This window comes from Cupriavidus sp. PET2-C1 (genome assembly GCF_054515855.1).
This window is the reverse complement of sequence record NZ_CM137260.1, coordinates 1,841,995-1,865,222: the sequence shown is the minus strand read 5'-3', so window position 1 is coordinate 1,865,222 and position 23,228 is coordinate 1,841,995. Positions and strand designations below refer to the sequence as shown.

Genomic DNA, 23,228 nt, shown 5'->3' with positions numbered 1-23,228 from the left:
GCGCAGGTCCCTAGCGCTACCCCACGGACGCCTCGAACACCCGGCGGTAATTGCCGCCGAGGACCTTGCCCGTTTCCTCTTGCGTGAAGCCCGCCGCCAGCAGCGCGGCGGCCAGCGTGGGCAACTGATCGTAGGTCCGGAACACCGGCGGCGAGATGAAGCCGAGCATGTCCGTTCCCACGCCCACATGATCCACGCCAACCACGTCGGCCATGCGCTTGATGCCTAGCGCCATCGCAGGCAGGTCGCGGAAGGTGCCCGCGCTGGGCCAGACCCCGATCACGCCACCGGTACCCGCGATCACGCGCGCATGGTCGGGCGTGATCAGCCGGCTGCGCAGGCTGGGGCGCGTCGCCAGCGCGGAGTGCGAAATCACCAGTGGCTTGGTGGCGATGGCGGCGGCGCGCTTGACCAAGTCATAGGTGCCGTGCGCGACATCGACGACGATGCCCAAGGCATTGCATCGCCGCACCACATCCGCGCCGAAATCCGTCAGGCCCCCGTGTACCGGCGCCTCCGTCTGGATGTCGCCCAGCTCGTTGACGCGGTAGTGCGTGAGCTGCAGGTGCCGCAACTGGTGCATGCCGTACGCTTCGTCCACGCGATCCAGCCTGCCCTCCAGAAAGTCCGCGCCTTCCGACGCGATGATCACGCATGGCCCGGCTGGCCCCCGTGTGGCCAGCGTAGCCGCGTCGGTCACCACTTGCATCTGCTCACGCTCCACCAGCTTGTGCGCGCGCGCGAATTCGGCCACGCCGAGCGCGTAGAGCTCGCCTTCGGACGGGGTTCGCCAGGCTTCGAAGCGCGTGCGATCGGCGGACACGCGCGTGACGATGGTATCCGTCACGATTGCCAGGCAGATCACGTTCACGCCGCCCGCGCGCATCGGCGCGGCCAGCGGAAGAAAGGGCCGGTCCGCGCCGATGGCGGGATCGCGCGACACGATCACGCGGCCGGCATGGCTGTGCATGTCGATGGTCAGCGCGGTGGAGGAGGGCTTCCAGGCGGAGACGTCTTTGACGTTGTTCACGTCGCTAACGTCCTTAGCGGCCGTTGTGCCGGCCGAGCCCCGCGGCTGGGTGTCGCCGGCAAAGCGTCCCTGCGCACAGGCGGCTAGCGCCAGTGCAGCGCCTGACGCCAGGAACGCGCGGCGGCTGATGCTGCCCGGTGCCGGTCCAGGCGGCGCGTCGGCATCGCCCCGACGGATCGTCGTCCAGTCAATCTGCATCGTCGCTCCACGCGTTTTTGCACCTACCATGATATCGCGCAAAGCGCGTAAAGCGCGCCAGGCGCACTTGCAGGACGGCATGCCATTGCGAAGGGCGTGCGGAACGGCTGGGAGCAGGACCATGTCAGCGCCTGTGCGGCTGCGCGCCCGGTGGAGGACTGGGCCGGGACCCGGGCCCACTCCCTGCACATCGTCGACACCGTTGACACCGCCTCGGCATGCGGTCCAATCCGTGGGTGGCGCTTATTCCGGCTCGATGTTCGTCACCGTTGCCACGCCGTTGACCTTGTCGAAGGTTGCACGGACCTTGCTTCCTTCCTTCAGTCTGGCCAGGCTGGCCTTGTCCTTCACGGGAAAGCTCATTGTCATGGCCGACATGCCGAGATTTTCGATGGGGCCGTGCTTGAGGGTGACCTTGCCGTTAGCCGTATCCACCTTGCGTACTTCCGCTTCGACGGGCTTCGGGGTGGACGTCGAGGCGGACGTCGACGCTGCCGGCTTCATCTGCATGCCGGCCATGTCGTCAGCCGCCTGGGCGGGCAGCGTGACGGCGAAGGTGGCGCATACGGCAACAAGGCCAATCAGATTGCGTTTCATGGTGAACTCCTTCTTCAATGTTCAAGGTTCAAGGTTCAAGGTTCAAGGCCTGGGGAATGCGGACTCCGCCTTTGGACGGCGAAGCAAAAAGAAAACCGCGGGAATCACGAACAGCGATAACAGTGGCGCGGTGACCATGCCGCCGACCATGGGCGCGGCAATGCGCTGCATGACCTCGGAGCCGGTGCCGCCGGACCACATGATGGGCAGCAGGCCTGCCAGGATGACCGCCACGGTCATGGCTTTGGGGCGCACCCGCAGGACGGCGCCCTCCTGGATCGCCTCGAGCAGCGCGGGCACGCTGGCCTGGCCACTCTCGATGGTCCTTAGCCAGGACTGCTTCAGGTAGAGCAGCATGATCACGCCGAACTCCGCCGCCACGCCGGCCAGGGCGATGAAGCCGACGACGCTGGCCACCGACAGGTTGTGGCCGAGCAGGTATAGCAGCCAGAACCCGCCCACCAGCGCAAATGGCAGCGTCGCCATGATCAGCAACGCTTCATCGAAGCGCCCGAACGTGACGTACAACAGCAGGAAGATGATGAGCAACGTGAACGGCACGACCACCTTCAGCTTCTGCGTGGCGCGCTCCAGGTACTCGAACTGCCCCGACCAGCTGACGGAGTACCCCGCAGGCAGCGCGACCGCCTTGCCGACGACTGCCTGCATCTCCTGCACGGCAGAGCGCAGGTCGCGCCCCCGGATGTCCACATAGACCCAGCCGGAGAGCCTGGCATTCTCGCTGCGCAGCATGGGCGGGCCCTGCGTCACCTGGATGCGGGCCACATCCGACAACAGGATCTGCTGTCCGCTGCCGGTCACCACGGGAAGCTTGCGCAATTGCTCGACCGAGTCGCGGTAGTCCCGCGGGTAGCGCACGTTGATGGGGAACCGCGCCAGTCCATCGACCACTTCGCCGATGTTGTCTCCGCCCACGGCCGATGCCACGATGCCCTGGACGTCGTCGATATTCAGGCCATACCGCCCGGCCGCGGCCCGGTCGACATCGACATCGACATAGCGCCCGCCCGTGAGGCGTTCGGCCAGTGCCGAGGTGACGCCCGGCACGGACTTCACGGCCTGCTCGATGCGGCTGACCAGCCGGTCGATTTCCTTCAGGTCGGTCCCGGCCACCTTGATGCCGACCGGGCTCTTGATGCCGGTGGCCAGCATGTCGATGCGGTTGCGTATGGGCGGCACCCAGATATTGGACAGGCCCGGCACCGTGACGGCGCGATCGAGTGCTTCCACCAGCTTGTCGGGCGTCATGCCCGTGCGCCACTGGTCGCGTGGCTTGAACTGGATGGTGGTCTCGAACATCTCCATGGGCGCCGGGTCGGTGGCGGAGTCCGCCCGTCCGGCCTTGCCGAAGACCGTGGCGACCTCCGGAACGGTCTTGATCAGGCGATCCGTCTGCTGCAGCAACTGCGCGGCTTTGCCTGCCGACAGCCCGGGCAGGGCAGATGGCATATACAGCAGGTCGCCTTCGTCGAGCGGTGGCATGAACTCGCCCCCGACCCGCAGGATCGGCCATGCGGTTGCCGCGAGCAGCACCGCGGCGGCGACCAGCGTAGCCTTGGGATAGCGCAGCACCCGAGCGAGCAATGGCTGATAGATGCGGATGAGCAACCGGTTGAGCGGATTGGACTGCTCCGGCGGAATCCGTCCGCGGATCAGATAGCCCATCAGCACTGGAATCAGCGTCACCGCCAGGCCCGCCGCCGCCGCCATGGAATAGGTCTTGGTGAAGGCCAGGGGCGCAAACAGGCGGCCTTCCTGCGCTTCCAGCGTAAACACGGGGATAAACGACAGCGTGATGATCAGCAGCGAAAAGAACAGGGCAGGGCCCACTTCCGCCGCCGAGTCGCCGATCACGCGCCATTGCTCGTCGCCGCCCAGATGCCGGCCGGGATGTTCGGCCCGCCAGTGCTCTATGTGCTTGTGCGCGTTCTCGATCATCACCACGGCCGCGTCGACCATGGCCCCTATGGCAATGGCGATGCCGCCGAGCGACATGATGTTGGCGTTGACGCCCTGGTACCGCATCACCAGGAAGGCGGCGAGGATGCCGAGCGGCAGCGACACTATTGCGACCAGCGCGGAGCGCAGGTGGAACAGGAACACGAGGCAGACCACCGCCACCACGATGAACTCTTCGACGAGCTTGTGCGTGAGGTTCTCCACCGCCCGGTTGATGAGGCTGGACCGGTCATAGACCGGCACGATCTCCACGCCGGGCGGCAGGCTCGGTTTCAGCGCCGCAAGCTTCGCCTTGACGGCTTCGATGGTCTCCAGCGCGTTCTTGCCGGAGCGCATGATGATGACGCCACCAGCGACTTCGCCCTGGCCGTTCAGCTCGGCAATGCCGCGCCGCATCTCCGGGCCAAGCTGGATGGCGGCCACGTCGCCAAGGCGCACGGGGATGCCGGCACTGTTGACGTTGAGCGGTATCTGCCGGAAATCGTCCAGCGTTTTCAGGTATCCGGAAGCGCGGACCATGTACTCGGCTTCCCCGAGTTCCAGCACGGAGCCGCCAGTCTCCTGGTTGGCCCCTTTCAACGCGGCCAGGATCGTGGCTTGCGGGATGTTGTAGGCGCGCAGCTTGTCAGGCATCAGGACGACCTGATACTGCTTGACCATCCCGCCGATGGATGCCACCTCGGAGACATTGGGCAGCGACTTCAGCTCGAAGCGCAGGAACCAGTCCTGCAGCGCCCGCAGTTGCGCCAGATCGTGGTGGCCGGTCTTGTCGGTCAGGGCGTACTCGTAGATCCAGCCCACGCCGGTCGCATCCGGCCCAAGTGCCGGCTTGGCGGCAGCAGGCAGTTTCGACTGGACCTGATTCAGGTATTCCAGCACACGCGAGCGGGCCCAGTACAGGTCGGTGCCGTCCTCGAACAACACATAGACAAACGAGTCGCCGAAGAACGAGTATCCCCGCACCGTCTTTGCCCCCGGTACCGACAGCATGGTCGTTGTCAGCGGATACGTGACCTGGTTCTCGACGATCTGCGGCGCTTGCCCGGGGTAGGGCGTGCGGATGATGACCTGCACGTCGGAGAGGTCAGGCAAGGCGTCCAGCGGCATGTTGCGCGCCGCCCAGATGCCCCAGGCCGCCAGGATGACCGTGGCGAGCAGCACCAGGAAGCGGTTCCGGATCGACCAGCGGATGAGGTTGGCGATCATGGCTTGCCCCCCGCGCCAGCGGTGGCTGGTTGCACGGAAGACAGGACCGGCACGCCGTCATTGTTTATCCGGAAACGGAAGCGCACCTCCTGGCCCGCTTTCAGGTTCTTTGGCAGGCCCGTTGCCGGCGCTGCGAAGTCCATGGTCATGGCGCCCCACTGGAGCGTGGGGATCGGCCCGTGGGACAGCGTCAGGCCCTCCGGCGTGACGGCTTCGATCCGTCCGGTGCCTTCATGCTCCGCGCCGGCTGTCGATGGTGCCGATGATGTCGATGATGTCGATGGTGCGGACGGTGCCGATGGTGCGCTCGCGCTCTCCATGCGTGTCGCGGCGCCGCGCAGGCTCGCCTCGGAGTCGAGCAGGAACTGGCCCGAGACCACCACCGTCTGGCCTGCCTTCAGGCCTTCGGTCACCTCGGTCTGGCCACCGGCTTCCGCGCCGGTTCTTACCTCCACCGGACTGAAGCCGCCGTTGCCGGTCGCGACCATGGCCACCGTGCGCGAGCCGGTACGGATCAGCGCTTCGGTCGGGACCAGCAACTGGTCGGCACCCGGCCTCGCGCCGAACCTGGTACTGACAAACATGCCGGGCAGCAATTGCCGGTTCTTGTTGGCGAGCTCGATGCGTACCTTGAGCGTGCGCGTGCCCGGATTCACGTCGGGCAGGATCGCGTCTATCTTGCCGGTTAGCGTCTGCCCCGGGAGTGCCGGCGCGGTAGCCGAAACCTGCTGTCCGGGCCGGGCCGCTGCGGCCTGGCTCTCCGGCAGTTCCGCCAGGACCCAGACGGTGGAGAGATCGGCCACGCGGAACAACGTCATGCCGGGCGAGACAGTCATGCCATCGCGCGCACCGACTTCCGTGATGACCCCATCGACGGGGCTCGTGATGGTGAGCCGGGGCTGCAGCTTGCCGGTGGTCTCCACCAGCCGGATCTGGCTATCGTCCATGCCAGCCTGACGCATGCGCGCGCTGGCGGCGCCGCGCAAGTCGCCGTACGGGCTGCCGCTCATGCGCGCGACCGCAAGGTACTCCTCCTGCGCGGCGACCCACTCGGGTGCATAGAGGACGATCAACGGCTGGCCGCGCCTGACCGGGTCAAGGGTGGTCCTGGCATAGGCGTGCTCGACAAAGCCCGTGGTGCGCGCCTGGACGACGGCGATGCCGCGCTCGTTGATGGCCACGTTGCCCGGCACCTCCAGCACGGCATCGAGCCGGCCGGGCTTGACCTGCGCGGTCCTGACGCCCAGGTTCTGCGTGACGTGGCTGTCGATGGTGACCGCCGCGCCGCTGGTGTCGGCATCCTCGAACACCGGCACCAGCTGCATGTCCATGAAGGGGGATTTGCCGGGCTTGTCGAACCGCTGGCCGGGCACCATCGGGTCATGCCAGTACAGGATCTTCCTGCCGGCCTGGGAATCCGCGTCGCTGGCCGCGGATGGGTTTCGCGCTGCCGTCGAGGGTGGCTTGCGTGCTTCGCCCCGGCTGACACCCAGTTGATAGGTGCCATAAAGGACGCCGCCGGCGGCAGCGAGTGCCACCAGGGAGACGATGACTTGTTTCTTCATTTGGAATCCCTCGCGGCGGGTTCGGTCTGCGCGGTGGGCAGCGGGACGAGGAAGGCCAGCTCGGCCCAGCCCCTGGCTGTCTTCGCTTCAAGGGTCAGCCGGTCGAGCGCCGTGTCGATGACCCGGTGGTTGGCTTCGGCAACCGCCAGCAGCGATCCGGTGTTGGCCCGGTAAGCCGTCAATGCCGCGTCCGCCTGGGCGTTTGCCAGCGGCAGGATGGATTCGTCGTAGCGCTTGAGCCGTTCAAGGTTGCGCCGCAACTCAGCGAGCTTCGCCCCAAGCGCGGCCTTGGTATTGCGCGCAACGATCTCGGACCTGGCACGGGCTTCCTGCGCCTGCGCCAGCTTGGCCGACACTTCGCGGTCCTGCCGGTTGCCCCGGTCCCAAGGCACCGGGAAGCTGACGTTCAGCGAACCCATATTGGAATAGGCGGAACCCCGTTGGCTGTACATCAGTTCGACGGTCACGTCCGGCTTCCTGGCCTCGGTTGCCGCCCGGACATCGGCTTCGGCCAACGCGATTTCGCGCTGCGAGGCCACCATTTCCGGCACCGCGTCCAGTTCGGACCCGGCCAGCTCTTGCACGCGCGGGGGAATGGCAAGGGTTGGCCTTTCCGACAGTGGGCGGCTGGCTGCCTGCCCGACCCAGCGGGCGAGCGCCACCTGGGCGGCGTCGATGGCGGCCTGGTTCTCGTCGAGCCGGTCCTGCAGTTTCTGGATTTCCATCTCCGCGGCCAGTACGTCCGTCCGCGTGCCGCGACCGCTGCGATAGGCGGCCTTGGCGGCCTGCAGCTCCAGTTCCAGCGGATGGCCGTGGTGCCCGAGCAGCATGCCGGCCTGTTCGGCATACCAGCGATCGAACCAGGCCATGACCACGCTGCGCTGCACATTGGCCAGGCTGACCGTGCGCCGCGCCTGCGCTGCCGCGGCTTCTGCCTCGAAGCGCTCCGCGCGGGCGCGGCGCTTGTCCGAGCGCGTGAACTCTTGCATGACGCTGATGGAGCGCATGGTCATGAAGTCGCGGGTCAGGGAGAACTGGTCGGGCCCGTTGACCGGCACATTGTTGAACCCGAGCTTGAGCACGGGGTCAGGCAACTGGCCGGCGGCCACGGCCATTTGAGCCGCAGCCTCAACGCTGCCGTGGGAAGTCTCGCCATTGCCGGCGCGCGTGGTGGCCAGCGCAACGGCTTCCTCGACGGACAAGGTGGGTGCTGGCTGGGCGTGCGCGGCAAGTGGCACGCCCAGGCCAAATGCAGGCGCGCACAGGAGCGCCTGCATGAAACGACGAAGGAAATGCATAAAGCCTCCGGGAAGCAACGACGACCCGGCCGCTCAGGCGGCAGGGCACGAAACAAGCGTGGCTTCGGAGGCTAGGTTCGGAAACAGCAGTGCAGGATCGTGATGGGCGGCGGTGGCGCGCGCGCGATGGCTTCGCCTAGCAGAACCGTGTGCCGGGTGAGTTCGGCGACGGGAGCGGGTTCAACAAGGCTGACAAGGACCGGCAGGAAGCCGGGGATCTGCGGGGCGGCGTGGTCGACCGACTTGGCGCCTAGCTGGCAATGTTCGAGGCAAAGCCCGTCATGGCTGCCGAGTGTTGTCTGCGCGGACTGCTCGGCCATTTCGGGGCACGACGCCATCATGCCCGCCATGTCCACCATCTGGCCTGCCGATTCAGGTGAACCGGGCGAACCGGGCGAACCAGACGCGTAGCGGCTTCCCATGCAGGCGTAAGCCGCCGCTGCCAGTTGCACTGTCAGGAAGGCGGTAAGGAGGAGTCCGGTAATCCAGAACCGGCGGGGAGAGGCGCGCACGCGAAAGGTCGGTGATCTGGCAGCAATATTATCAGTCTTCAGCGATTTCATACGCGCCTTTACCGTGGCACGTTGTCGCACGGATGCGGTATCGGTCACAGCAGCTTCCTCGATGCAGTTTGACCCGGATGCCCGGGCAGTACCGGGGCGGGTGCCGTTCGCACCGTTCGCAGTGCAAGTACAATACTGGGCGTTGTTCCATCCTGTCCGGGCTCGTCTCGCAATCTCCCATCCCATGTCCAATCTCATCGTGCACGGCGGCAAGCCGCTCCGGGGGCGTATTACCCCTTCCGCCAACAAGAATGCAGTGCTTCCTGTGCTCTGCGCCACGCTTCTGACCGATGAGCCCTTGCGCCTGCATGGCGTGCCCGACATCACCGACGTGCGCAAGATTCTCGACATCTTCCGCGCTTTGGGCAGCAAGGTGCATATGGATGACGCAAGCGGCACGCTGTCACTCCACCATCAGGAGACCGTGTTCGACGCGGCCCGCCATCGCCTGCCGGAAGAGATGCGCTCGTCCATCATGCTGGTGCCGCCGCTGCTTGCCCGCTTCGGTGTCGCCCGGCTGGAGGACAACGTCAAGGGTTGCACGCTTGGCGTGCGCGAGATCGATCCGCACGTCGATGTCTTCCGCCGCTTCGGTGGCAAGGTGGAGCGCGCCGACGGATCGCTGCTGGTGCGCAGCGCCGGCCAGCTGACACCTACCGATCACTGGCTCGACTATGCATCGGTCACCACCACGGAGAACTTCGTGCTGTGCGCCGCCGCCGCGGGTGGCACCTCCACGCTCACCAATGCCGCATCGGAGCCCCATGTGCAGGAATTCTGCCGCTTCATGGCGATGATGGGCGTGCGCATCGAAGGCATGGGCACCTCGCGCCTGACGGTGCATGGCGGCAACAAGCTCAAGGGGGGCGACTTTACCTTCGACGAGGATTTTCACGAGATCACCACCTTCCTGGCGCTGGGCGCCATCACCGGCGGCGATGTCGTGGTGCGCAACAGCGCGCCGGGGAATTTCCCGCTGATCGACCGCACCTTTGCCAAGTTCGGCGTGCAGATCACGCACGAAGATGGCTGGTCCCGCGCCACCAGCGCCGGCCCCCTGAAGGTGCAGACGCCGTTTACGAGCAACGTGCTGACCAAGGTCGAGGCCGCGCCGTGGCCCTACTTCCCGGTTGACCTGCTGCCCATCTTCATCGCGCTGGGCGTGCGCGCGCAGGGCAACGCCATGTTCTGGAACAAGGTGTACGACGGCGCGCTGGGCTGGACCGGTGAGCTGTCGAAGTTCGGTGCCCATGTGTTCTCGTCCGACCCGCACCGGCTCATCACCTTTGGTGGCAATCCGCTGACGCCGGCGGTGGTGGAAAGCCCGTACATCATCCGCGTGGCCATTGCTTTGCTCATGGTGGCCGCGAGCATCGATGGCCGCTCGGAAATCCGCAACGCCGCGCCCATCCGCCGGGCGCATCCGCGCTTCGTCGAGAACCTGCGCAGCCTCGGTGTCGAGGTGGAGTGGACCAGCGAGGAATAACGGCTACCGGCGGCTACCAGCGGCCGCCAACGGCCGGTGTGCGAGGTTCAGGCCGCCGGCGTGGCAGGCAACAGGCGGTCGAACTCACGCTTGACCACCGCGTAGCATTCGCAAGCATGCTTTTCCAGCGCTGGTCGGTCGAGCACCACGATATGGCCATGGCTGTAGCGGATCAGGCCGGCGCTCTGGAGTTTCAAGGCCGCTTCGGTCACGCCGGAGCGGCGCACGCCAAGCATGTTCGAGATCAGCTCCTGCGTCATCGTCAGTTCATTGGATGGCAGCCGGTCGATGCTCAGCAGCAGCCAGCGGCAGAGTTGCTGCTCAATGGAGTGATGCCGGTTGCAAACCGCGGTCTGGGCCATCTGGGTGATCAGCGCCTGGGTGTATCGCAGCAGCAAATGCTGGATGGGGCCGCCGCGCGTGAATTCCTGCTTCAGCACCTTGGCACTCAGGCGATAGCCATGGCCGCCACTTTGCACGATGGCCCGGCTGGGCGTTGTCTCGCCGCCCATGAACAAGGCAATGCCGACAATGCCCTCATTGCCGACGATGGCGATCTCGGCGGAGGCGCCGTCCTCCATCACGTAGAGCAGGGAGACGATCGACGTGGTCGGGAAATACACATAGCCGAGCTGGTCACCCGACTCATACACCACATGGCCCAGGGGCAGCTCGGTCAGGATCAGGTGTGGTGCAAGGCGCAACCACTCCACTTCGGGTAATACGGCAAGGAGTTGATTGGCCCTCGGATCGTGGGTGGATGTCATCTTTTGCCCCCCAATGCTGACTTGGGCTACGTGCCAGGCAATCGGCGCCAGCCGCGCAAGTGAGAACCCCGGGAGGTCCCCGGAGCCACCTGTAAAAATATAGGTCAGCAATGTGGGAGATCAAAGGTGCGGCAGGCAGCGGGCACAGCACATTGACGGGCACGTACCTGGCGCGGGCGGCGGCCTCCCAGGCAACGTATTCGTTGCCTGGGAGGTTTGCCTGCTTGCCGTGCCTTGCCTGGCTAGCGGATCTGCAGAGGGATGAACAGGCTGATGCCGGGCGCCGGCTGGGGCACGTAAGCTACCGGCGGCGGCGCGTAGACATAGCGCTGGCTGTCATAGTAGTTGCCGTGATAGTCCCGATAGTCGCGATAGTCGCGATAGTCGCGATAGTCGTGACGGTCACGAGCGTGATCGTAGCGTTGGTTGCCCTGTCCGTTGCCGTTGTGTCCCTGACGGGACGAAGCATGCTGGTTGCCATGGTTCTGGTCGGGATGGTGGTCGCGGTCGTCGCCAAAGGCCGGTGCCGTCGACACGACGCCCAGTGCCAGGGCAAGGCCGAATGCCGCGGCGGCCTTCACGATCGCCGGGCGCACCCAGCATGATCGCGTTATTGAGGTGTTCATCATGCTCTCCTGTGCTTGAGCGAAAGCCCGAACCGCGCGAGGTTGCTTGCGCCTGCGGCGGCCGTCCGGGCCCGGGGCTTCAGTTCTTTGTCGACGCATGCTGTTGCCGGTTCCGGAAGATCAGGTCGGCATTCTTCTTCTGCACGTCTGACATGCTGTCGTACAGATCCCGGAACACGGGCGTGAGCTTCCTGATGCCATCGGCATGCGCATCGGCGATATCCCCGTAGGACTTGAGGTCGCCGACGGCGGTCATGCCCTTGGCATCCTCAGTGCGCTCCTGCCGCAGCGAATCCATCTTGCTCGCGTTGTCGCGCATGACCTGTGCGACCTTCTGCCAGAGTTGTTCCTGCGCGCGCGTAATCTGGAGCTTCGTGTGGAGGTCGCTGATGTGCGTATCGATGCGATCCTGCTTCGCGATCTTCAAGACATGCGGGGACCCCTGCGCGTCGGTGGCGGTGATGGCCCCGGCGGGAACGGCCAGCGCCAGCATGGAGAAAAGCGCGACGGATGGCAGCACGTATGCCGTCTTCGGCAGGAATGACTGGGCAGTGAGTTTCATGATCGGTCTCCATCGAATTCCATGATCCCGCCGGCAGCTCGCCATCGCTGGCGGCGCGATCGCATGCTTACTTGTGGACCAGATTGCGGCATGTGTCTGTCCGGCACCGGACAAGGATGCACACGGCGCGAGCCGTTGCAGGCGTCGCAGGCGTTGCAGTGTGGGAGCTCACCAGCTAAAGCGGTAGCTCCCGGAGGGGTGAAGCTCCCATTCCCCATTGCCCCTCAACTCCAGCACCTGCTGGTGATACTTCAGGAGCGTGGGGCGGTGGCTGACGCTGACCAGCGTTGTCGAGCCCGACGAAAGCTGGAAGTAAAGGCGTTCCTCGTTGCCGATGTCGAGGGCGCTGGTGGCCTCATCCAGCATGGCATAGCGCGGTTTGGCGAGCAGCACGCGGGCAAAGGTGAGGCGCTGCTGTTCTCCCACGGACAGCACCTTCCCCCAGTCCAGATCCACATCCAGGCCGCCAAATCTGTCCACGACGTCGGGCAGGTTGACCATCTCAAGCAGCAGCCGGAGTTCCTTATCGGATACCTTGCGGCCATTGCGATCCGGATAGAGCAACTGGCTGCGCAGGCTGCCCAGCACCATGTAGGGATGCTGCGGCAGAAACAGCATATGTTCCAGTTCCGGCCTGACGATGCGGCCGGTCCCGCAGTTCCAGAGTCCCGCTATCGCGCGCATCAACGAACTCTTTCCGCCTCCGCTAGCACCCACGATCAGCAATCCCTCTCCCGGGTTGATGGCTACCGTGAGATCCCTCACCAGGGTCCGTTCGTAGTTTGGCGTCTGCAAGGTGACATGCTCGAGCGCCAGGCGAGCGTCTCGCGCAGCTTCGATCTTGTTCCCACCGCCATGCGGCGCGGCCTGCGCGGCCAGCGTGACAGGCGTCTGCGCCAGGGCGCCAGAGAATGTGCTCAGCCGATCGAGTCCGGCGACAAACCGGCTCAGACTTTCAAAGTTGTCGACGATGACGGTGAGCGAGGCCAGGATCGCGGCAAATGCGCCGGCTGCCTGGATGGCCCGGCCAACCTCGAGTTCGCCCGAGAGGACGCGTGAAGCCACAATGGCACTCGGCAGCATGATGGTGAGAAACGCATAGCCATACTGGAACAGATTCAGGTTCAGCTGCCATCGGATCAGTTTGTTGAAATTGGCGAAGAGATGGTCGAAGCGGCCTCGCACATGCAGGGATTCGTGGGCCTCGCCGCGATGAAAGGTAATCGACTCGGCGTTCTCGCGCACCCGGATCAAGCTGAAGCGAAAATCGGCTTCTCGTTTCAGCTGATAGAAATTCAACCCGATCAGGATCCGACCGAACACGAAGATCGAGATCGAGGTGCCAACGATCGCATAGACAACAAGAAAAAGCACCAGCTGCCTGGAGATCGACCAGAGAACACCGCTGAACGCAATCAGCTGCAGAAGCGCCCCCAGACTGAGTAAGAGAAAATACAACGATTGATTTGCAAACGTGTTGATGTCTTCCGAGATCCGCTGGTCCGGATTGTCGATGGAGGCGCTGGCGTTCAGCTTGTAGAACGCATGATGACTGAAATACTTATCCAGGTAGTGACGGGTCAGCCAGCGGCGCCAGTGGATACCAAGCGTGTTCCTGACGTAGTAGTAAAAGGCGTAGACCGGCACGGCGGCGATCAGCACATAGACGCATATCAGAATGGAGTGCCAGAATCTGCCGGCATCCTTCGCGGCCAGCGCCGATGTGAACTCCCCCGATTGCTCATTGAACAGTACGTTAGTCCCAGTTTGACCGAGCAGTAGCAAGACCAATAGAAAAAGGAGAATCCTGGCCTTCCATTTCTCCTGAGAGAACCAGTAAGGCTTTGCAATTTCCCAGAATCGCATCCACAAGTTGCTGCGAGATTTTCTCATCATCCCTCTCTTGCTTCTCTTGCCGGATCCGCAGACCTGATTGCGTCATCGGAATGGCCAAGGTCCTTCTCTACGCGGCGTCAGACCCGGTGACGCGCTCGCCCATGGCATGCCCCGCCTCACGTGCCCTTTGATGTCTGCCGGGGTCATTGGCGCGCCAGTAACTGAAATATAGGCCAGCCCACCGACGCTGGCGGCTTTTTGCGGGGAATCGCGAACCTGTGGGCGGGGTATCGGCTGCGCCGAAATAAGTTCGCCAAACCGTACGCTTGCGGACAGCACTTCTGCCGGGAGGTAGCTATATGTATACGTAGGGGCGCACATGCCGCTACATACCAGAGCCGGCGCCGGGATTTTCTGGAGCATGTCCGGTGTGGGGCCCCACCAGTTTCAGATTCGGATCACGGGTGAGCGTTGTTTGCTGGAATCTACGAACATGAATAACAAAGCGCACTGTCCCGGATTGCGGATAGTTTGGGGGTAGTGGAATGTCAAAGGAAGTTCGCCGAACCGTGGTTGTCATCTATCGAAGCCATCCGCAGCACTGGTTCTTCGCGGAGGTGGATGGCGGCAGCACCTATCGCTTCGGCCCGTTCGAGAGCGAAAAGGTCGTCAACGATATTCTTCTCGTCATCTACCCTGCCGGCATACCACGTGAAACCCTTGCCGCCGTGATGGACTGCGACGATGACACCTTGTTGCGCACCGCGCAGGGCGTCGCCTGTCCGCCGCCGCCGCCCGGCCCATGGCCAACCGAGCCGGCGCAAATGCAGTCGGCCTGCTCCGCTGGCGCTTCCTGGCGAGTCTTGTTCAGCCGCCGCATTCAAGGCTGGATCCAAGGCTGGACGGCGGGAGGCGCAGTCTCTCGTTGAAAGGCTGAACGCCGCCTGCTACCGCGCATCGCCGCGTGCTGGAATTACCCGCGCGCAGCGATGCGCTTTCTGCGTTCAATCCATGGCCGGCTCATCGTTCCTCAGCGAGGGACGATGACGACAGTGCTGTCGGCTTTGGTGCCTCTAGCCCCGGTACTGCCGGTACTACCCCTGGCGCCCGTGCCGCCGGTTGCACCCGTATCGCCGGTCGCGCCGGTGGAGCCCATTGCCCCAGCGCCCCCGGTCGCCCCGGTGTCTCCGGTTGCGCCCGTTCGGCCGGTCGCGCCCATGTAGCCGGTATTGCCGGTATTGCCTTGTGCTCCGGTGCCACCCGTTGCGCCTTGCGGCCCGGCCGGGCCCGTACATGCCATCACAGCGAGCGCCATCAGTGCCGCGCCTATCAGGTTCGAGTATTTCACGATGATTCCTTTTTTTGCTGGCTTGAAGAGCCCATGAAGTCGTGGGCTGTCTGACGGGCTGCTTATCTGGTGAGAGCGGGAACACGCAGGGACAACGCCCCCATGCCTCTGCGGTCTCCACATTGCGAAGAACCCAGACACCCGCCTTCGCGCAGCCATCGTTGGTGACACTACGCGAACTTCGCGCTGGCGTCGGTACGCTAGCGGGCACGGTCTCGCCGGCGGATACATCGGGCTCCCGATGGCGGCACTGGCGTTCTACCTATCGGCGGCCGACGTCGTCAATGAGGTGTATCAGCGGCCCGTGCTCCCGGTCGGGGCAGCGCGGGACCTCCCGCCGCAACGCATCCCGGAAGCGGTGCCGCACGCAGTGTAGCGCCGCTTCCGAGGCAGGCAAGCGGCCTCAGAGCCGCGTCTCCCGCTGGTACCGGTCCTGCGCCCAGTACGGGGGCTGGCCATAGTACTCATGGATGCTGGTGGCCCATTGCTCGTCCGCCATGCTTGGCCAGTGATCCTTGTCGAAGCCGGGCGCGGCCTCCAGCATTTCCTTCTCGATGCCCAGCACAAAGCTCTTGCGCTGGATGTCGAGCGTGAGCGCGGACCAGGGCACGGCAAAGAGCTTTCCGCCCATGCCGAGGAATCCGCCAAAGGACAGCACCGCGTAGGCGATGCGCCCGCCCGGCACGTCCAGCATGATGTGGTCGACTTTGCCCAGCTTGTCGCCTCCGGGGCCGATCACCGGGTTGCCTTCCAGCGTATCGGCAGCCATCAGGAACGGCCCGGGTCCCGGGCTGTTTTCTTCGATCTTGCCGACGATGGTGGCGCGCGGGCCACCGCTGTTCTGGTCGAGTTCATAGGGGTTCATGGGTTGACTCCAGGCATGGGAATGCAATAGGCGAATGCAATAGGCGAATGCAACAAGCGGCAGCCCGCGCCGCAGCGCCGTGGCCGGTGGCTTGCGTTGCTGCGCGCGCGGGCTGTTTGTTACAGCCGTTGGACGGACAGATGATTCTCGACCGACTTCACGCCGTTGACGGCGTGGGTCACATCGACTGCAGTCTGTCTTTGCGTCGCGGTCGGGACGCTGCCGGTCAGGCGCACCACGCCTTCGCGGGTGCGGACATGCACGTGCGTTGAGCTCAGCTTCTTCTGTTCAAGCAAACTGGCCTTGACCTTGGTCGTGATCGCGGTGTCGCTCATGGCGGCGCCAATCGGCTCATGGGTCGGATTGATCGACGACATGGGCGACGGCCCGGCGTCGTTCGTGGCGCCAAGGCTCAGCGGAGCGTACAGGCTGGCCGCGAGGGTGATGCACGCGGTGCCGATGGCGTATTTCAGGGGATGGATGGTTTTCACGTCAGTTACCTCGATTCAGATCCAATCGGTTGACACGAGCCGGCGCGGCTCGTTGGGCGAGCCAGCCCCAGGCAAATGCAACCGCGCGGCATGGCCTCGCGAGGGATCGTATCTCCCTGCAAGCGGCATCCGATGGACCGAGACTGACATGGAACGGCCATGGCGTCGGTACGATGGCGGACACGGAGATGTCTTTCATGACACTTCGTATTGTGCAAGCACTTGCAGGACAGGCGCCTCTCAAGCGCCGCTCAAGCGCTGCTCAGGTGCGCATGGTCACCAGCATCGCGCAGACCGCCAAGGCCATCATCAGCGTGGCGAGCCAGCCCAGCACCTTCAGCCTTTTGCTGATGACGAACTCGCCCATGATGTCGGTGCGCGCGGCCATCAGCATCGTCACCGCCATGATCGGCACGGAGATCACGCCGTTGATGACGGCGCTCCAGTACAACGCCTTGATCGGGTCGATCGCGGTGAACCCCAGCGCGATGCCGATCAGGGTGGAGACGGCGATGATGCCGTAGAAGGCCTTTGCCGTCATCGGCGTGCGCTCCAGGCTGTTCTTCCATTTGAAGGCGCCCGCCATGGCATAGGCTGAGGATCCGCCCAGCACGGGAATCGCCAGCAAGCCGGTGCCGATGATGCCGGCACTGAACAGCATGAAGGCGAAATCGCCGGCAATGGGGCGTAGCGCGGTGGCTGCCTGTGCCGAGGTCTGGATATCGGTGACGCCATGCTGGTTGAGCGTCACGGCCGTCGTCAGGATGATGAAAAACGCCACCAGGTTCGAGAAGCCCATGCCGACATAGGTATCGATCTTGATGCGCCGCAAATTGGCTTGCGCCTGCCAGGGCGCATTGATCAGGGGCCGGGCCTGGGGGTTGGCGAGCTGATCCTCGACTTCCTGCGATGCCTGCCAGAAGAACAGGTAGGGGCTGATGGTGGTGCCGAACACCGCCACCACGGTCGTGACGTACTCGGGCTTCCAGGACAGATGCGGCAGCAGCGCCTTCGACAGCACTTGCGACCACGGGATATGCACGACAAACGCCGTGGCCACGTAAGCCAGCAAGGCCAGCGTGAGCCATTTCAGCAAGCGGACATAGCGCCGGTAGGGCACGAACACCTGCAGCAGCAATGAGATCACGCCGAACACCACGGCATAGAGCTGGGCCGGCCCACCCACGATCAGCCGCAGCGCCTCGCCCATGGCCGAGACGTCAGCCGCGATATTGATCGTATTGGCAACCAGCAAAAGGCTGACCACGGCATACAGGAGCCACGCCGGGTAATGCCTGCGGATATTGGTGGCCAGCCCATGGCCGCTCACCCGCCCGATCCTGGCGCTCACCACCTGGATGCCCACCATCAGCGGGTACGTGAGCAGCACCGTCCACAACATGTTGAAGCCGAACTGCGCGCCCGCTTGCGAATAGGTGGCGATGCCGCTGGGATCGTCGTCCGCCGCGCCGGTGATCAAGCCCGGGCCGAGCTTGCCGAGCCATGATTGTTCAGCGTCTTGCGGGGCGGAAGCCACATCTTTCACCGTTGCCTCCAGTAGCAGGCTTGCCGCTAACATAGCAGGTTCCGCAGGTGCGCACGCCGCGCTATGGATACGTGTGCGGATACGTGTGCGGACAGCGCGCGCAGGGCCAACCGCATCGAACCGCATGCCCATGCCTTTGCCTATACTGAGAGCCGCAGGTCAAGCGCATCATTCGCCAAGCGCCGTGCGCGTTTCGCACGCCAGTTGCCGGGGGCGTTCATGGAGTACAAGGACTACTACGCGATGCTCGGGGTGGAGCCCACGGCCACGCAGGATGACATCAAGCGTGCCTACCGCAAGCTGGCGCGCAAGTATCACCCGGACGTCAGCAAGGAGCCGGATGCGGAAGCCCGTTTCAAGGAGGTGGCCGAGGCGTATGTGGCGCTGAAAGACGAGGAGAAACGCGCCGCTTACGACGACGTGGGGGCGCGGTACAAGAGCGGCCGCGAGTTCACCCCGCCGCCGGGATGGGATAGCGGCTTCGAGTACAGCGGTGGCGAGGCGGATTTCGAGCAAGACCTGGATCGCAGCGATTTCTTCGAGGCACTCTTCGGCGCCAGGCATGCGCAGTCTCGCGGCGCGCGAGGCGCTGGCCGCATGGCAGGGGGCGATCACCATGCCAAGGTGCAGATCGATCTGCAGGACGTCTACCGGGGCGGGCGCCGCACCATCACGCTGCGCACGCCCCAGGCGGACGCCAGCGGGCACGTGCGATTGCAGGAGCGGCAACTGGACGTCAATATTCCCAAGGGCATTCGCAGCGGACAGCATCTTCGGCTTGCAGGCCAGGGCGGCCCCGGACTTGGAGACGCGCCCGCCGGCGACCTCTATCTCGAAATCGAGATCGCGCCGCACCCGCTGTTCCGCGTAGTCGATCGCGACGTCTACTTCGACTTGCCCGTGGCCCCATGGGAAGCCGCCTTGGGCGCCAGCGTCGGCATCCCCACGCCGGACGGCAGCGTGCAACTCAGCGTGCCGCCGGGCTCGTCGGCAGGCCGCAAGCTGCGGCTCAGGGGCAAGGGCCTTCCCAGCACGCCGCCCGGCGACCTGTACGCGGTACTGTCGATCGTCTTGCCGCCCGCGGACACGGAAAAGGCCAATGACGCGTACCGGGAAATGGCCAAGACCTTTAGCGGCTTTGCCCCGCGCCGCTCACTGGAGGCTTGATGCGATGAGCGATCAAGGCATATCGATGCTGCATGGCGTCCTTGTCGAAGAAGAGGTGCAGTTCACGCTGGTGGAACTGAGCGTGGCCTGTCATGCCGACATTGAACAGGTGGTGGCGCTGGTGGAGGAGGGCGTGCTGACCCCGCACGGCGAGGACGCGCCGCGCTGGCGTTTCGACGGCGCCACGTTCAAGCGCGCCCGCGCGGCGCTGCGGCTCGCGCGCGACCTGGAGCTTGGGGTGGCGGGCGTGGCCGTCGTGCTTGACCTGCTGGATGAGATCGAGACGTTAAGGGCGAAGCTGCGGCGGGCAAACCTGGCTTGAAGAAGAGCGCTTCGCACTCCCGGTCAATTGATTACTTTTTCTTCTGAAAGGATAGAAAAAATAAGCTGGACGCAATCGGTCCGGCAGAGAAGAATCCGCCCACGCGGCACGTGGCGTTCAGGTTCCCGCGACCATACCAACAGGCATCGACCGAGGAGACATGGATGTCATTCACTTCACGCGCGGCCACGCGCAGCAGGTTCGTACTGGCGGCGCTGGCAACCCTTTGCCTTCCCGCGCCGGGCTTCGCGCAAGCCGCCCCGTATCCCGCCAAGCCGATCAGCCTCGTCGTCGGCAGTGCCCCGGGCGGCTCGGTCGATCTCTTCGCGCGTGCCATCGGCAAGCATCTGCAGGACGCATTGGGGCAACCCGTGCTGGTCGAGAACAAGCCAGCGGGTGGCGGGGTCATTGCGGGCACCTATGTCGCCAGGGCGCCGGCGGACGGCTACGCCTTGCTGATGGTGACGTCGACCTTCACGACCGGGGCGGCCATCCGGACAAACCTGCCTTATGACGCGGTGAAGAGCTTCAAGCCCGTGGGCATGCTCGCCAAAGGGCCCCTGCTGGTCACGGTGTCCGCCAATTCGCCGTTCAAGACGGTGGCTGATCTGGTGGCCAACGCAAAGGCCAATCCGGGCAAGCTCAATTACGGGACGTCGGGTGCGGGCAGCATCAACCAGTTCGCCAGCGAGCTGTTCGCGGACGCGGCCGATATCAAGCTGACCCATGTCCCCTACAAAGGCATCTCGCCGGCGGTGACCGACATGGTGGGCGGCCAGATCCAGATGATGGTGGCCAGCGCGCCGTCCATCCTCTCGCAGGTCAAGAGCGGGCGGGTCCGGGCGCTGGCCGTCACCACGGCCGAGCGCTCGCCCGTGGCGCCGGATCTGGTGCCGCTGGAGCAGGCCGGCTACAAGGGCAGTGCGGTGGAATTGTGGTGGGGCATACTGGCGCCCGCCGGCACGCCGCAAGCCCTGGTGGACAAGCTCAACGGTGAGATTGGCAAGATCGTCCAGTCGCAGGAAATGAAGGCGTTCTTCCTCAAGGAAGGCGCGGAGCCGGCAGTGATGAAGCCGGCTGAGTTTGCCACCTTCATCGCGTCCGAGGTCGAGCGCTGGCGGAAGGTCGCCAAGGCGGCGGACATCCGGCCCGAGTAGGCGCCGGCGCGCATCGCGCCGTTATGCCCGCCATTACGTGTGCCATTACGCCCGTCGTTACGCCATGTCCCTGACGCTGCTCGTCGGGCTGCGCGGGGGCGGCATTACCGGGAACAAGCTGCACGTGCTGACCCTGTTCCTACCGGACGAGCGCGGCATGCTGGACCCTGGTCCGGCCGCTAACCAACTGCCTTAACCCGCGCCCAGCATGCGCGCCTGGCGCGCCTCATGTGCCTGCAGGGCAAGCGCCGCCGCAAGGCCCGCGCCGCAAAGCGCGGCCGTGAGCAAGAAGGCGCGGCCGCCCACGCTGGCAAACAGATAGCTGCCCAGGAACACGCAGGCCGCGGTCAGCAAGCCGGCACAGGCCGAGTAGAGGCCCGTGCCGCTGGAGATGACCTGCGCCGGCACCCGGGTGCGGATGTACTGCGCCGCGCCCAGTTGTGTGAAGCCTAGCGTGGCGCCCTGCAGCAGTTGCGCCAGCATGGCCACCCCGGTGCTCTCGGCCAGGCCGATCATCGACCAGCGCAGGATGCCCGCCGCGCAGGCCAGCGCGATCAGCGCCGGTGCCGACACCCGCGCCAGCAGCCGCGAGCCGAAGGTGAACGCCGTGATCTCCGCGATCACGCCCAGCGCCCACAGGTAGCCGATGGTTGATGCCGGGAACCCCACGCTCTTCCAGTACAGCGCGCTGTAGCTGTAGAAGAAGCCATGGCACGCCTGCGACATCGCGGCGCTGGCCAAAAACAGCGAGAAGCCGGGCAGTTGCAGCACCTGCAGCAACGGCGCCTTCACCGCATGGCGCGCCGCCGCCGTGTCGTTGGGCAGCGCCAGCGCCAGCAGGCCCTGCGCCAGGTACGCCACCACGAACACGATCGCGATCACCTCGGTTCCCGCGCGATCCACCAGCCAGCCAAGCACGATCGACATGGCCACCACCGACATCGACCCGGCGCTGCGCAAGCGGCCAAAGTCAAAGCCATAGCGCGGCATGCCGGCCAGCGCCATGGATTCGCTCAGCGGTATCAGGCCCGCCGAGCAGGCCTTGATGGCCAGGAAGACCAGCAGCACGCCGATGAAGCCCTGGGCGCTGAACAACAGCCCGGCGCTCAGCGCGGAGCCGGCCACCAGCGCGAGCAGGATCACCTTGCGGCTGCGGTACTGGTCCGCCATGGCGCCCACGGCCGGATTGACCAGCACCGCCAGCGCGGCGCCCAGCGCCAGCACCATCCCGGTCTGCTGCTCGCTCAGGCCCTGGGCGCGGATCCAGAGGGGGAAGAAGCTGATGGTGATCGCAACCGGGGCGTACAGCGCGACGTAGTAGAGATAGAACGACGCGATGGCGTTCCGGGAGGCTCGGGCGTGGGCGGTCACGGGTAAAGGCGGATGGCTTGGAAAGATAGCTCTGCGATAGGCAGGGGGAATGCGCAGCATGCATCATCGCGCCAGAGCGGGCGTAGGGCAAGCCATTGCGCCGCCCGCCTCCCGTTCGCCGATGGTCCTGTCGCAAGCATCCCCGCTGACCTAGAATCGCAATAGCGGCAGGGGCGAGCGGTTCTTTGAATTGGCGGGAGACTGAAAATGGCGCTTGACGGCGGGACTCCGGGCGAATCGATCCAGGTGGGCCAATTGCACATCCGGTACCTGATCGATGGCGCCGCGACGGGTGGGATGGGGGTATTCGAATTGACGGTGCCGCCCGGCTCGCAGGTGCCGCCAGCGCACAGCCACACGCACAATGAAGAGTGCGTCTATGTGCTGGCGGGCAGGCTTCGGTACGCTGTCGACGGGGTGGCCCGGGACCTGGCGCCGGGAGAGTGGATGCATACCCCGCGCGGATCGGTGCATCAGTTCAGCAACCCGTACGGCGACGCGGCTCGCGCACTGGTTGTTCTCACGCCGGACATCGGGGCCCAGTACTTCCGCGACGTCGCTGATGTCGTCAATGCCGGCGCGCCACCCGACCGCGCGGCGCTGCTTGCGGTCATGTCCCGCTATGGGCTCGTACCGGCCGCACCACCGGCAGCACCACCGGCCGCAGCATCGGCAGCACCGGGTTAAGCGCAATCCATTGCCTAGGGCTGCGTCCAGCCCATTTCCACAAACACCCGGCACAGCGCTTCCATGCCCGCCGCGTCTTCGTCATCGAAGCGGGCAATCACGGGGCTGTCCACGTCCCACACGCCAATAAGCGTGCCGTCAGCGGCGATCAGCGGCACGACGATTTCCGACTCGGAGGCCGCGTCGCAGGCGATATGGCCGGGAAACGCATGCACGTCCCGCACGACCTGCGTGCTGCGGGTTTGCGCCGCAGTGCCGCAGACGCCCTTGCCCAGGCCGATCCGCACGCAGGCGGGCTTGCCCTGGAATGGCCCCACCACCAGTTCGGTGCCATCGTAGAAGTAGAAGCCCGCCCAGTTGAGATCCTTCAGCGCGTGGTAAACCAGCGCCGAGAAGTTGGCGGCGTTGGCGATGCGGTCGGTCTCGTCCGCCAGCAGGGAGCGCGCCTGGGCGGCCAGCTCTTCATATTGCGCGGCCTTGGAGAGCGGGGCGGTGTCGCTGGATAGCTGAAACATGGTGCGGGTCCGGTGGGCTTGTCATTGCGGGTTCGAAGCCGAGAT

General features: G+C 65.0%; 22 protein-coding genes and 1 pseudogene. 8 read left to right on the top strand and 15 right to left on the bottom strand.

What is annotated here, in order from left to right; translation table 11 throughout:
* Nucleotides 1-16 precede the first annotated feature (16 nt).
* Nucleotides 17-1,228, bottom strand: a complete 1,212-nt coding sequence (locus tag ACX12D_RS28420) for a dipeptidase (protein WP_459374399.1) — start codon at nt 1,226-1,228, stop codon at nt 17-19.
* 96 nt (nt 1,229-1,324) lie between these two features.
* Between ACX12D_RS28420 and ACX12D_RS28415 the strand changes: the two are divergent.
* A pseudogene (locus tag ACX12D_RS28415) lies at nt 1,325-1,468 on the top strand (putative zinc-binding metallopeptidase); the annotation flags it as partial.
* A 3-nt stretch (nt 1,469-1,471) separates the two neighbouring features.
* On the opposite strand, the gene ACX12D_RS28410 reads toward ACX12D_RS28415, so the two are convergent.
* From ACX12D_RS28410 to ACX12D_RS28390, 5 genes are all read right to left on the bottom strand, one after another.
* Complete coding sequence (locus ACX12D_RS28410; protein WP_459374398.1) at nt 1,472-1,825, bottom strand: copper-binding protein; 354 nt, start codon at nt 1,823-1,825, stop codon at nt 1,472-1,474.
* Nucleotides 1,826-1,867: 42 nt separating this feature from the next.
* On the bottom strand, nt 1,868-5,011 hold the full coding sequence (locus ACX12D_RS28405) for an efflux RND transporter permease subunit (protein ID WP_459374397.1): 3,144 nt from the start codon (nt 5,009-5,011) through the stop codon (nt 1,868-1,870).
* Nucleotides 5,008-6,576, bottom strand: coding sequence for an efflux RND transporter periplasmic adaptor subunit (locus ACX12D_RS28400; protein ID WP_459374396.1), 1,569 nt, complete (start codon nt 6,574-6,576; stop codon nt 5,008-5,010). Before ACX12D_RS28400 ends, ACX12D_RS28405 begins: the two co-directional genes overlap by 4 nt.
* Nucleotides 6,573-7,874 (bottom strand): TolC family protein, encoded by a 1,302-nt coding sequence (locus ACX12D_RS28395; RefSeq protein WP_459374394.1) that lies wholly within the window; start codon nt 7,872-7,874, stop codon nt 6,573-6,575. The genes ACX12D_RS28400 and ACX12D_RS28395 overlap by 4 nt, the downstream gene beginning before the upstream one ends.
* Nucleotides 7,875-7,945: 71 nt before the next feature.
* Nucleotides 7,946-8,485: a copper resistance protein gene (locus tag ACX12D_RS28390; protein ID WP_459374393.1), complete on the bottom strand. Its 540-nt coding sequence runs from the start codon at nt 8,483-8,485 to the stop codon at nt 7,946-7,948.
* 136 nt (nt 8,486-8,621) lie between these two features.
* Between ACX12D_RS28390 and ACX12D_RS28385 the strand changes: the two genes are divergently transcribed.
* Complete coding sequence (locus ACX12D_RS28385; protein WP_459374392.1) at nt 8,622-9,923, top strand: UDP-N-acetylglucosamine 1-carboxyvinyltransferase; 1,302 nt, start codon at nt 8,622-8,624, stop codon at nt 9,921-9,923.
* A 47-nt stretch (nt 9,924-9,970) separates the two neighbouring features.
* Here ACX12D_RS28385 and ACX12D_RS28380 read toward each other — a convergent pair whose 3' ends face one another.
* The 4 genes from ACX12D_RS28380 to ACX12D_RS28365 form a co-directional block, all read right to left on the bottom strand.
* Nucleotides 9,971-10,690, bottom strand: coding sequence for a Crp/Fnr family transcriptional regulator (locus tag ACX12D_RS28380; RefSeq protein WP_459374391.1), 720 nt, complete (start codon nt 10,688-10,690; stop codon nt 9,971-9,973).
* Nucleotides 10,691-10,932: 242 nt separating this feature from the next.
* Nucleotides 10,933-11,319: a hypothetical protein gene (locus ACX12D_RS28375; RefSeq protein WP_459374390.1), complete on the bottom strand. Its 387-nt coding sequence runs from the start codon at nt 11,317-11,319 to the stop codon at nt 10,933-10,935.
* A 76-nt stretch (nt 11,320-11,395) separates the two neighbouring features.
* Nucleotides 11,396-11,878 carry a Spy/CpxP family protein refolding chaperone gene (locus ACX12D_RS28370; protein ID WP_441636406.1) on the bottom strand — a complete coding sequence of 161 codons (483 nt, stop codon included), beginning with the start codon at nt 11,876-11,878 and terminating at the stop codon, nt 11,396-11,398.
* Between the two features lie 168 nt (nt 11,879-12,046).
* Nucleotides 12,047-13,744: an ABC transporter ATP-binding protein/permease gene (locus tag ACX12D_RS28365; protein ID WP_459374389.1), complete on the bottom strand. Its 1,698-nt coding sequence runs from the start codon at nt 13,742-13,744 to the stop codon at nt 12,047-12,049.
* 515 nt (nt 13,745-14,259) lie between these two features.
* On the opposite strand from ACX12D_RS28365, the gene ACX12D_RS28360 reads away from it, so the two are divergent.
* Nucleotides 14,260-14,643 (top strand): hypothetical protein, encoded by a 384-nt coding sequence (locus ACX12D_RS28360; protein ID WP_459374388.1) that lies wholly within the window; start codon nt 14,260-14,262, stop codon nt 14,641-14,643.
* Between the two features lie 822 nt (nt 14,644-15,465).
* Here ACX12D_RS28360 and ACX12D_RS28355 read toward each other — a convergent pair.
* The 3 genes from ACX12D_RS28355 to ACX12D_RS28345 all read right to left on the bottom strand — a co-directional run bounded on the left by ACX12D_RS28355 (nt 15,466) and on the right by ACX12D_RS28345 (nt 17,997).
* Nucleotides 15,466-15,927, bottom strand: coding sequence for a PRC-barrel domain-containing protein (locus ACX12D_RS28355; protein ID WP_459374387.1), 462 nt, complete (start codon nt 15,925-15,927; stop codon nt 15,466-15,468).
* A gap of 119 nt (nt 15,928-16,046) precedes the next feature.
* The gene (locus tag ACX12D_RS28350; protein ID WP_459374386.1) at nt 16,047-16,418 is read right to left on the bottom strand and encodes a BON domain-containing protein; all 372 of its coding nucleotides are present in this window, start codon (nt 16,416-16,418) and stop codon (nt 16,047-16,049) included.
* A gap of 262 nt (nt 16,419-16,680) precedes the next feature.
* Nucleotides 16,681-17,997, bottom strand: coding sequence for an NRAMP family divalent metal transporter (locus ACX12D_RS28345; protein WP_459374384.1), 1,317 nt, complete (start codon nt 17,995-17,997; stop codon nt 16,681-16,683).
* Between the two features lie 186 nt (nt 17,998-18,183).
* On the opposite strand from ACX12D_RS28345, the gene ACX12D_RS28340 reads away from it, so the two are divergent.
* The 4 genes from ACX12D_RS28340 to ACX12D_RS28325 all read left to right on the top strand — a co-directional run bounded on the left by ACX12D_RS28340 (nt 18,184) and on the right by ACX12D_RS28325 (nt 20,806).
* The gene (locus ACX12D_RS28340) at nt 18,184-19,131 is read left to right on the top strand and encodes a DnaJ C-terminal domain-containing protein (RefSeq protein WP_459374383.1); all 948 of its coding nucleotides are present in this window, start codon (nt 18,184-18,186) and stop codon (nt 19,129-19,131) included.
* Nucleotides 19,132-19,135: 4 nt separating this feature from the next.
* The gene (locus tag ACX12D_RS28335) at nt 19,136-19,453 is read left to right on the top strand and encodes a chaperone modulator CbpM (RefSeq protein WP_441636390.1); all 318 of its coding nucleotides are present in this window, start codon (nt 19,136-19,138) and stop codon (nt 19,451-19,453) included.
* A gap of 164 nt (nt 19,454-19,617) precedes the next feature.
* A complete protein-coding gene (locus ACX12D_RS28330) occupies nt 19,618-20,610 on the top strand; it encodes a Bug family tripartite tricarboxylate transporter substrate binding protein (protein ID WP_459374382.1) in 993 nt (330 codons plus the stop codon).
* 64 nt (nt 20,611-20,674) lie between these two features.
* A complete protein-coding gene (locus ACX12D_RS28325; protein ID WP_459374380.1) occupies nt 20,675-20,806 on the top strand; it encodes a hypothetical protein in 132 nt (43 codons plus the stop codon).
* On the opposite strand, the gene ACX12D_RS28320 is transcribed toward ACX12D_RS28325, so the two are convergent.
* The gene (locus ACX12D_RS28320; RefSeq protein ID WP_459374379.1) at nt 20,803-21,981 is read right to left on the bottom strand and encodes an MFS transporter; all 1,179 of its coding nucleotides are present in this window, start codon (nt 21,979-21,981) and stop codon (nt 20,803-20,805) included. The two genes, ACX12D_RS28325 and ACX12D_RS28320, sit on opposite strands and share 4 nt — an antisense overlap.
* 207 nt (nt 21,982-22,188) lie before the next feature.
* Here ACX12D_RS28320 and ACX12D_RS28315 point away from each other — a divergent pair, with 207 nt between their 5' ends.
* On the top strand, nt 22,189-22,668 hold the full coding sequence (locus ACX12D_RS28315) for a cupin domain-containing protein (protein ID WP_459374377.1): 480 nt from the start codon (nt 22,189-22,191) through the stop codon (nt 22,666-22,668).
* 14 nt (nt 22,669-22,682) lie between these two features.
* Here ACX12D_RS28315 and ACX12D_RS28310 read toward each other — a convergent pair whose 3' ends face one another.
* Nucleotides 22,683-23,183 carry a GAF domain-containing protein gene (locus ACX12D_RS28310; RefSeq protein ID WP_459374376.1) on the bottom strand — a complete coding sequence of 167 codons (501 nt, stop codon included), beginning with the start codon at nt 23,181-23,183 and terminating at the stop codon, nt 22,683-22,685.
* Nucleotides 23,184-23,228 lie beyond the last annotated feature (45 nt).

Bases quoted from the DNA above. Each gene is read 5' to 3' on its own strand.
- ACX12D_RS28420 (WP_459374399.1), bottom strand. From the start codon at position 1,228: ATGCAGATTGACTGGACGACGATCCGTCGGGGCGATGCCGACGCGCCG.
- ACX12D_RS28410 (WP_459374398.1), bottom strand. From the start codon at position 1,825: ATGAAACGCAATCTGATTGGCCTTGTTGCCGTATGCGCCACCTTCGCC.
- ACX12D_RS28405 (WP_459374397.1), bottom strand. From the start codon at position 5,011: ATGATCGCCAACCTCATCCGCTGGTCGATCCGGAACCGCTTCCTGGTG.
- ACX12D_RS28400 (WP_459374396.1), bottom strand. From the start codon at position 6,576: ATGAAGAAACAAGTCATCGTCTCCCTGGTGGCACTCGCTGCCGCCGGC.
- ACX12D_RS28395 (WP_459374394.1), bottom strand. From the start codon at position 7,874: ATGCATTTCCTTCGTCGTTTCATGCAGGCGCTCCTGTGCGCGCCTGCA.
- ACX12D_RS28385 (WP_459374392.1), top strand. From the start codon at position 8,622: ATGTCCAATCTCATCGTGCACGGCGGCAAGCCGCTCCGGGGGCGTATT.
- ACX12D_RS28380 (WP_459374391.1), bottom strand. From the start codon at position 10,690: ATGACATCCACCCACGATCCGAGGGCCAATCAACTCCTTGCCGTATTA.
- ACX12D_RS28375 (WP_459374390.1), bottom strand. From the start codon at position 11,319: ATGATGAACACCTCAATAACGCGATCATGCTGGGTGCGCCCGGCGATC.
- ACX12D_RS28370 (WP_441636406.1), bottom strand. From the start codon at position 11,878: ATGAAACTCACTGCCCAGTCATTCCTGCCGAAGACGGCATACGTGCTG.
- ACX12D_RS28365 (WP_459374389.1), bottom strand. From the start codon at position 13,744: ATGCGATTCTGGGAAATTGCAAAGCCTTACTGGTTCTCTCAGGAGAAA.
- ACX12D_RS28360 (WP_459374388.1), top strand. From the start codon at position 14,260: ATGTCAAAGGAAGTTCGCCGAACCGTGGTTGTCATCTATCGAAGCCAT.
- ACX12D_RS28355 (WP_459374387.1), bottom strand. From the start codon at position 15,927: ATGAACCCCTATGAACTCGACCAGAACAGCGGTGGCCCGCGCGCCACC.
- ACX12D_RS28345 (WP_459374384.1), bottom strand. From the start codon at position 17,997: ATGTTAGCGGCAAGCCTGCTACTGGAGGCAACGGTGAAAGATGTGGCT.
- ACX12D_RS28340 (WP_459374383.1), top strand. From the start codon at position 18,184: ATGGAGTACAAGGACTACTACGCGATGCTCGGGGTGGAGCCCACGGCC.
- ACX12D_RS28335 (WP_441636390.1), top strand. From the start codon at position 19,136: ATGAGCGATCAAGGCATATCGATGCTGCATGGCGTCCTTGTCGAAGAA.
- ACX12D_RS28330 (WP_459374382.1), top strand. From the start codon at position 19,618: ATGTCATTCACTTCACGCGCGGCCACGCGCAGCAGGTTCGTACTGGCG.
- ACX12D_RS28325 (WP_459374380.1), top strand. From the start codon at position 20,675: ATGTCCCTGACGCTGCTCGTCGGGCTGCGCGGGGGCGGCATTACCGGG.
- ACX12D_RS28315 (WP_459374377.1), top strand. From the start codon at position 22,189: ATGGCGCTTGACGGCGGGACTCCGGGCGAATCGATCCAGGTGGGCCAA.
- ACX12D_RS28310 (WP_459374376.1), bottom strand. From the start codon at position 23,183: ATGTTTCAGCTATCCAGCGACACCGCCCCGCTCTCCAAGGCCGCGCAA.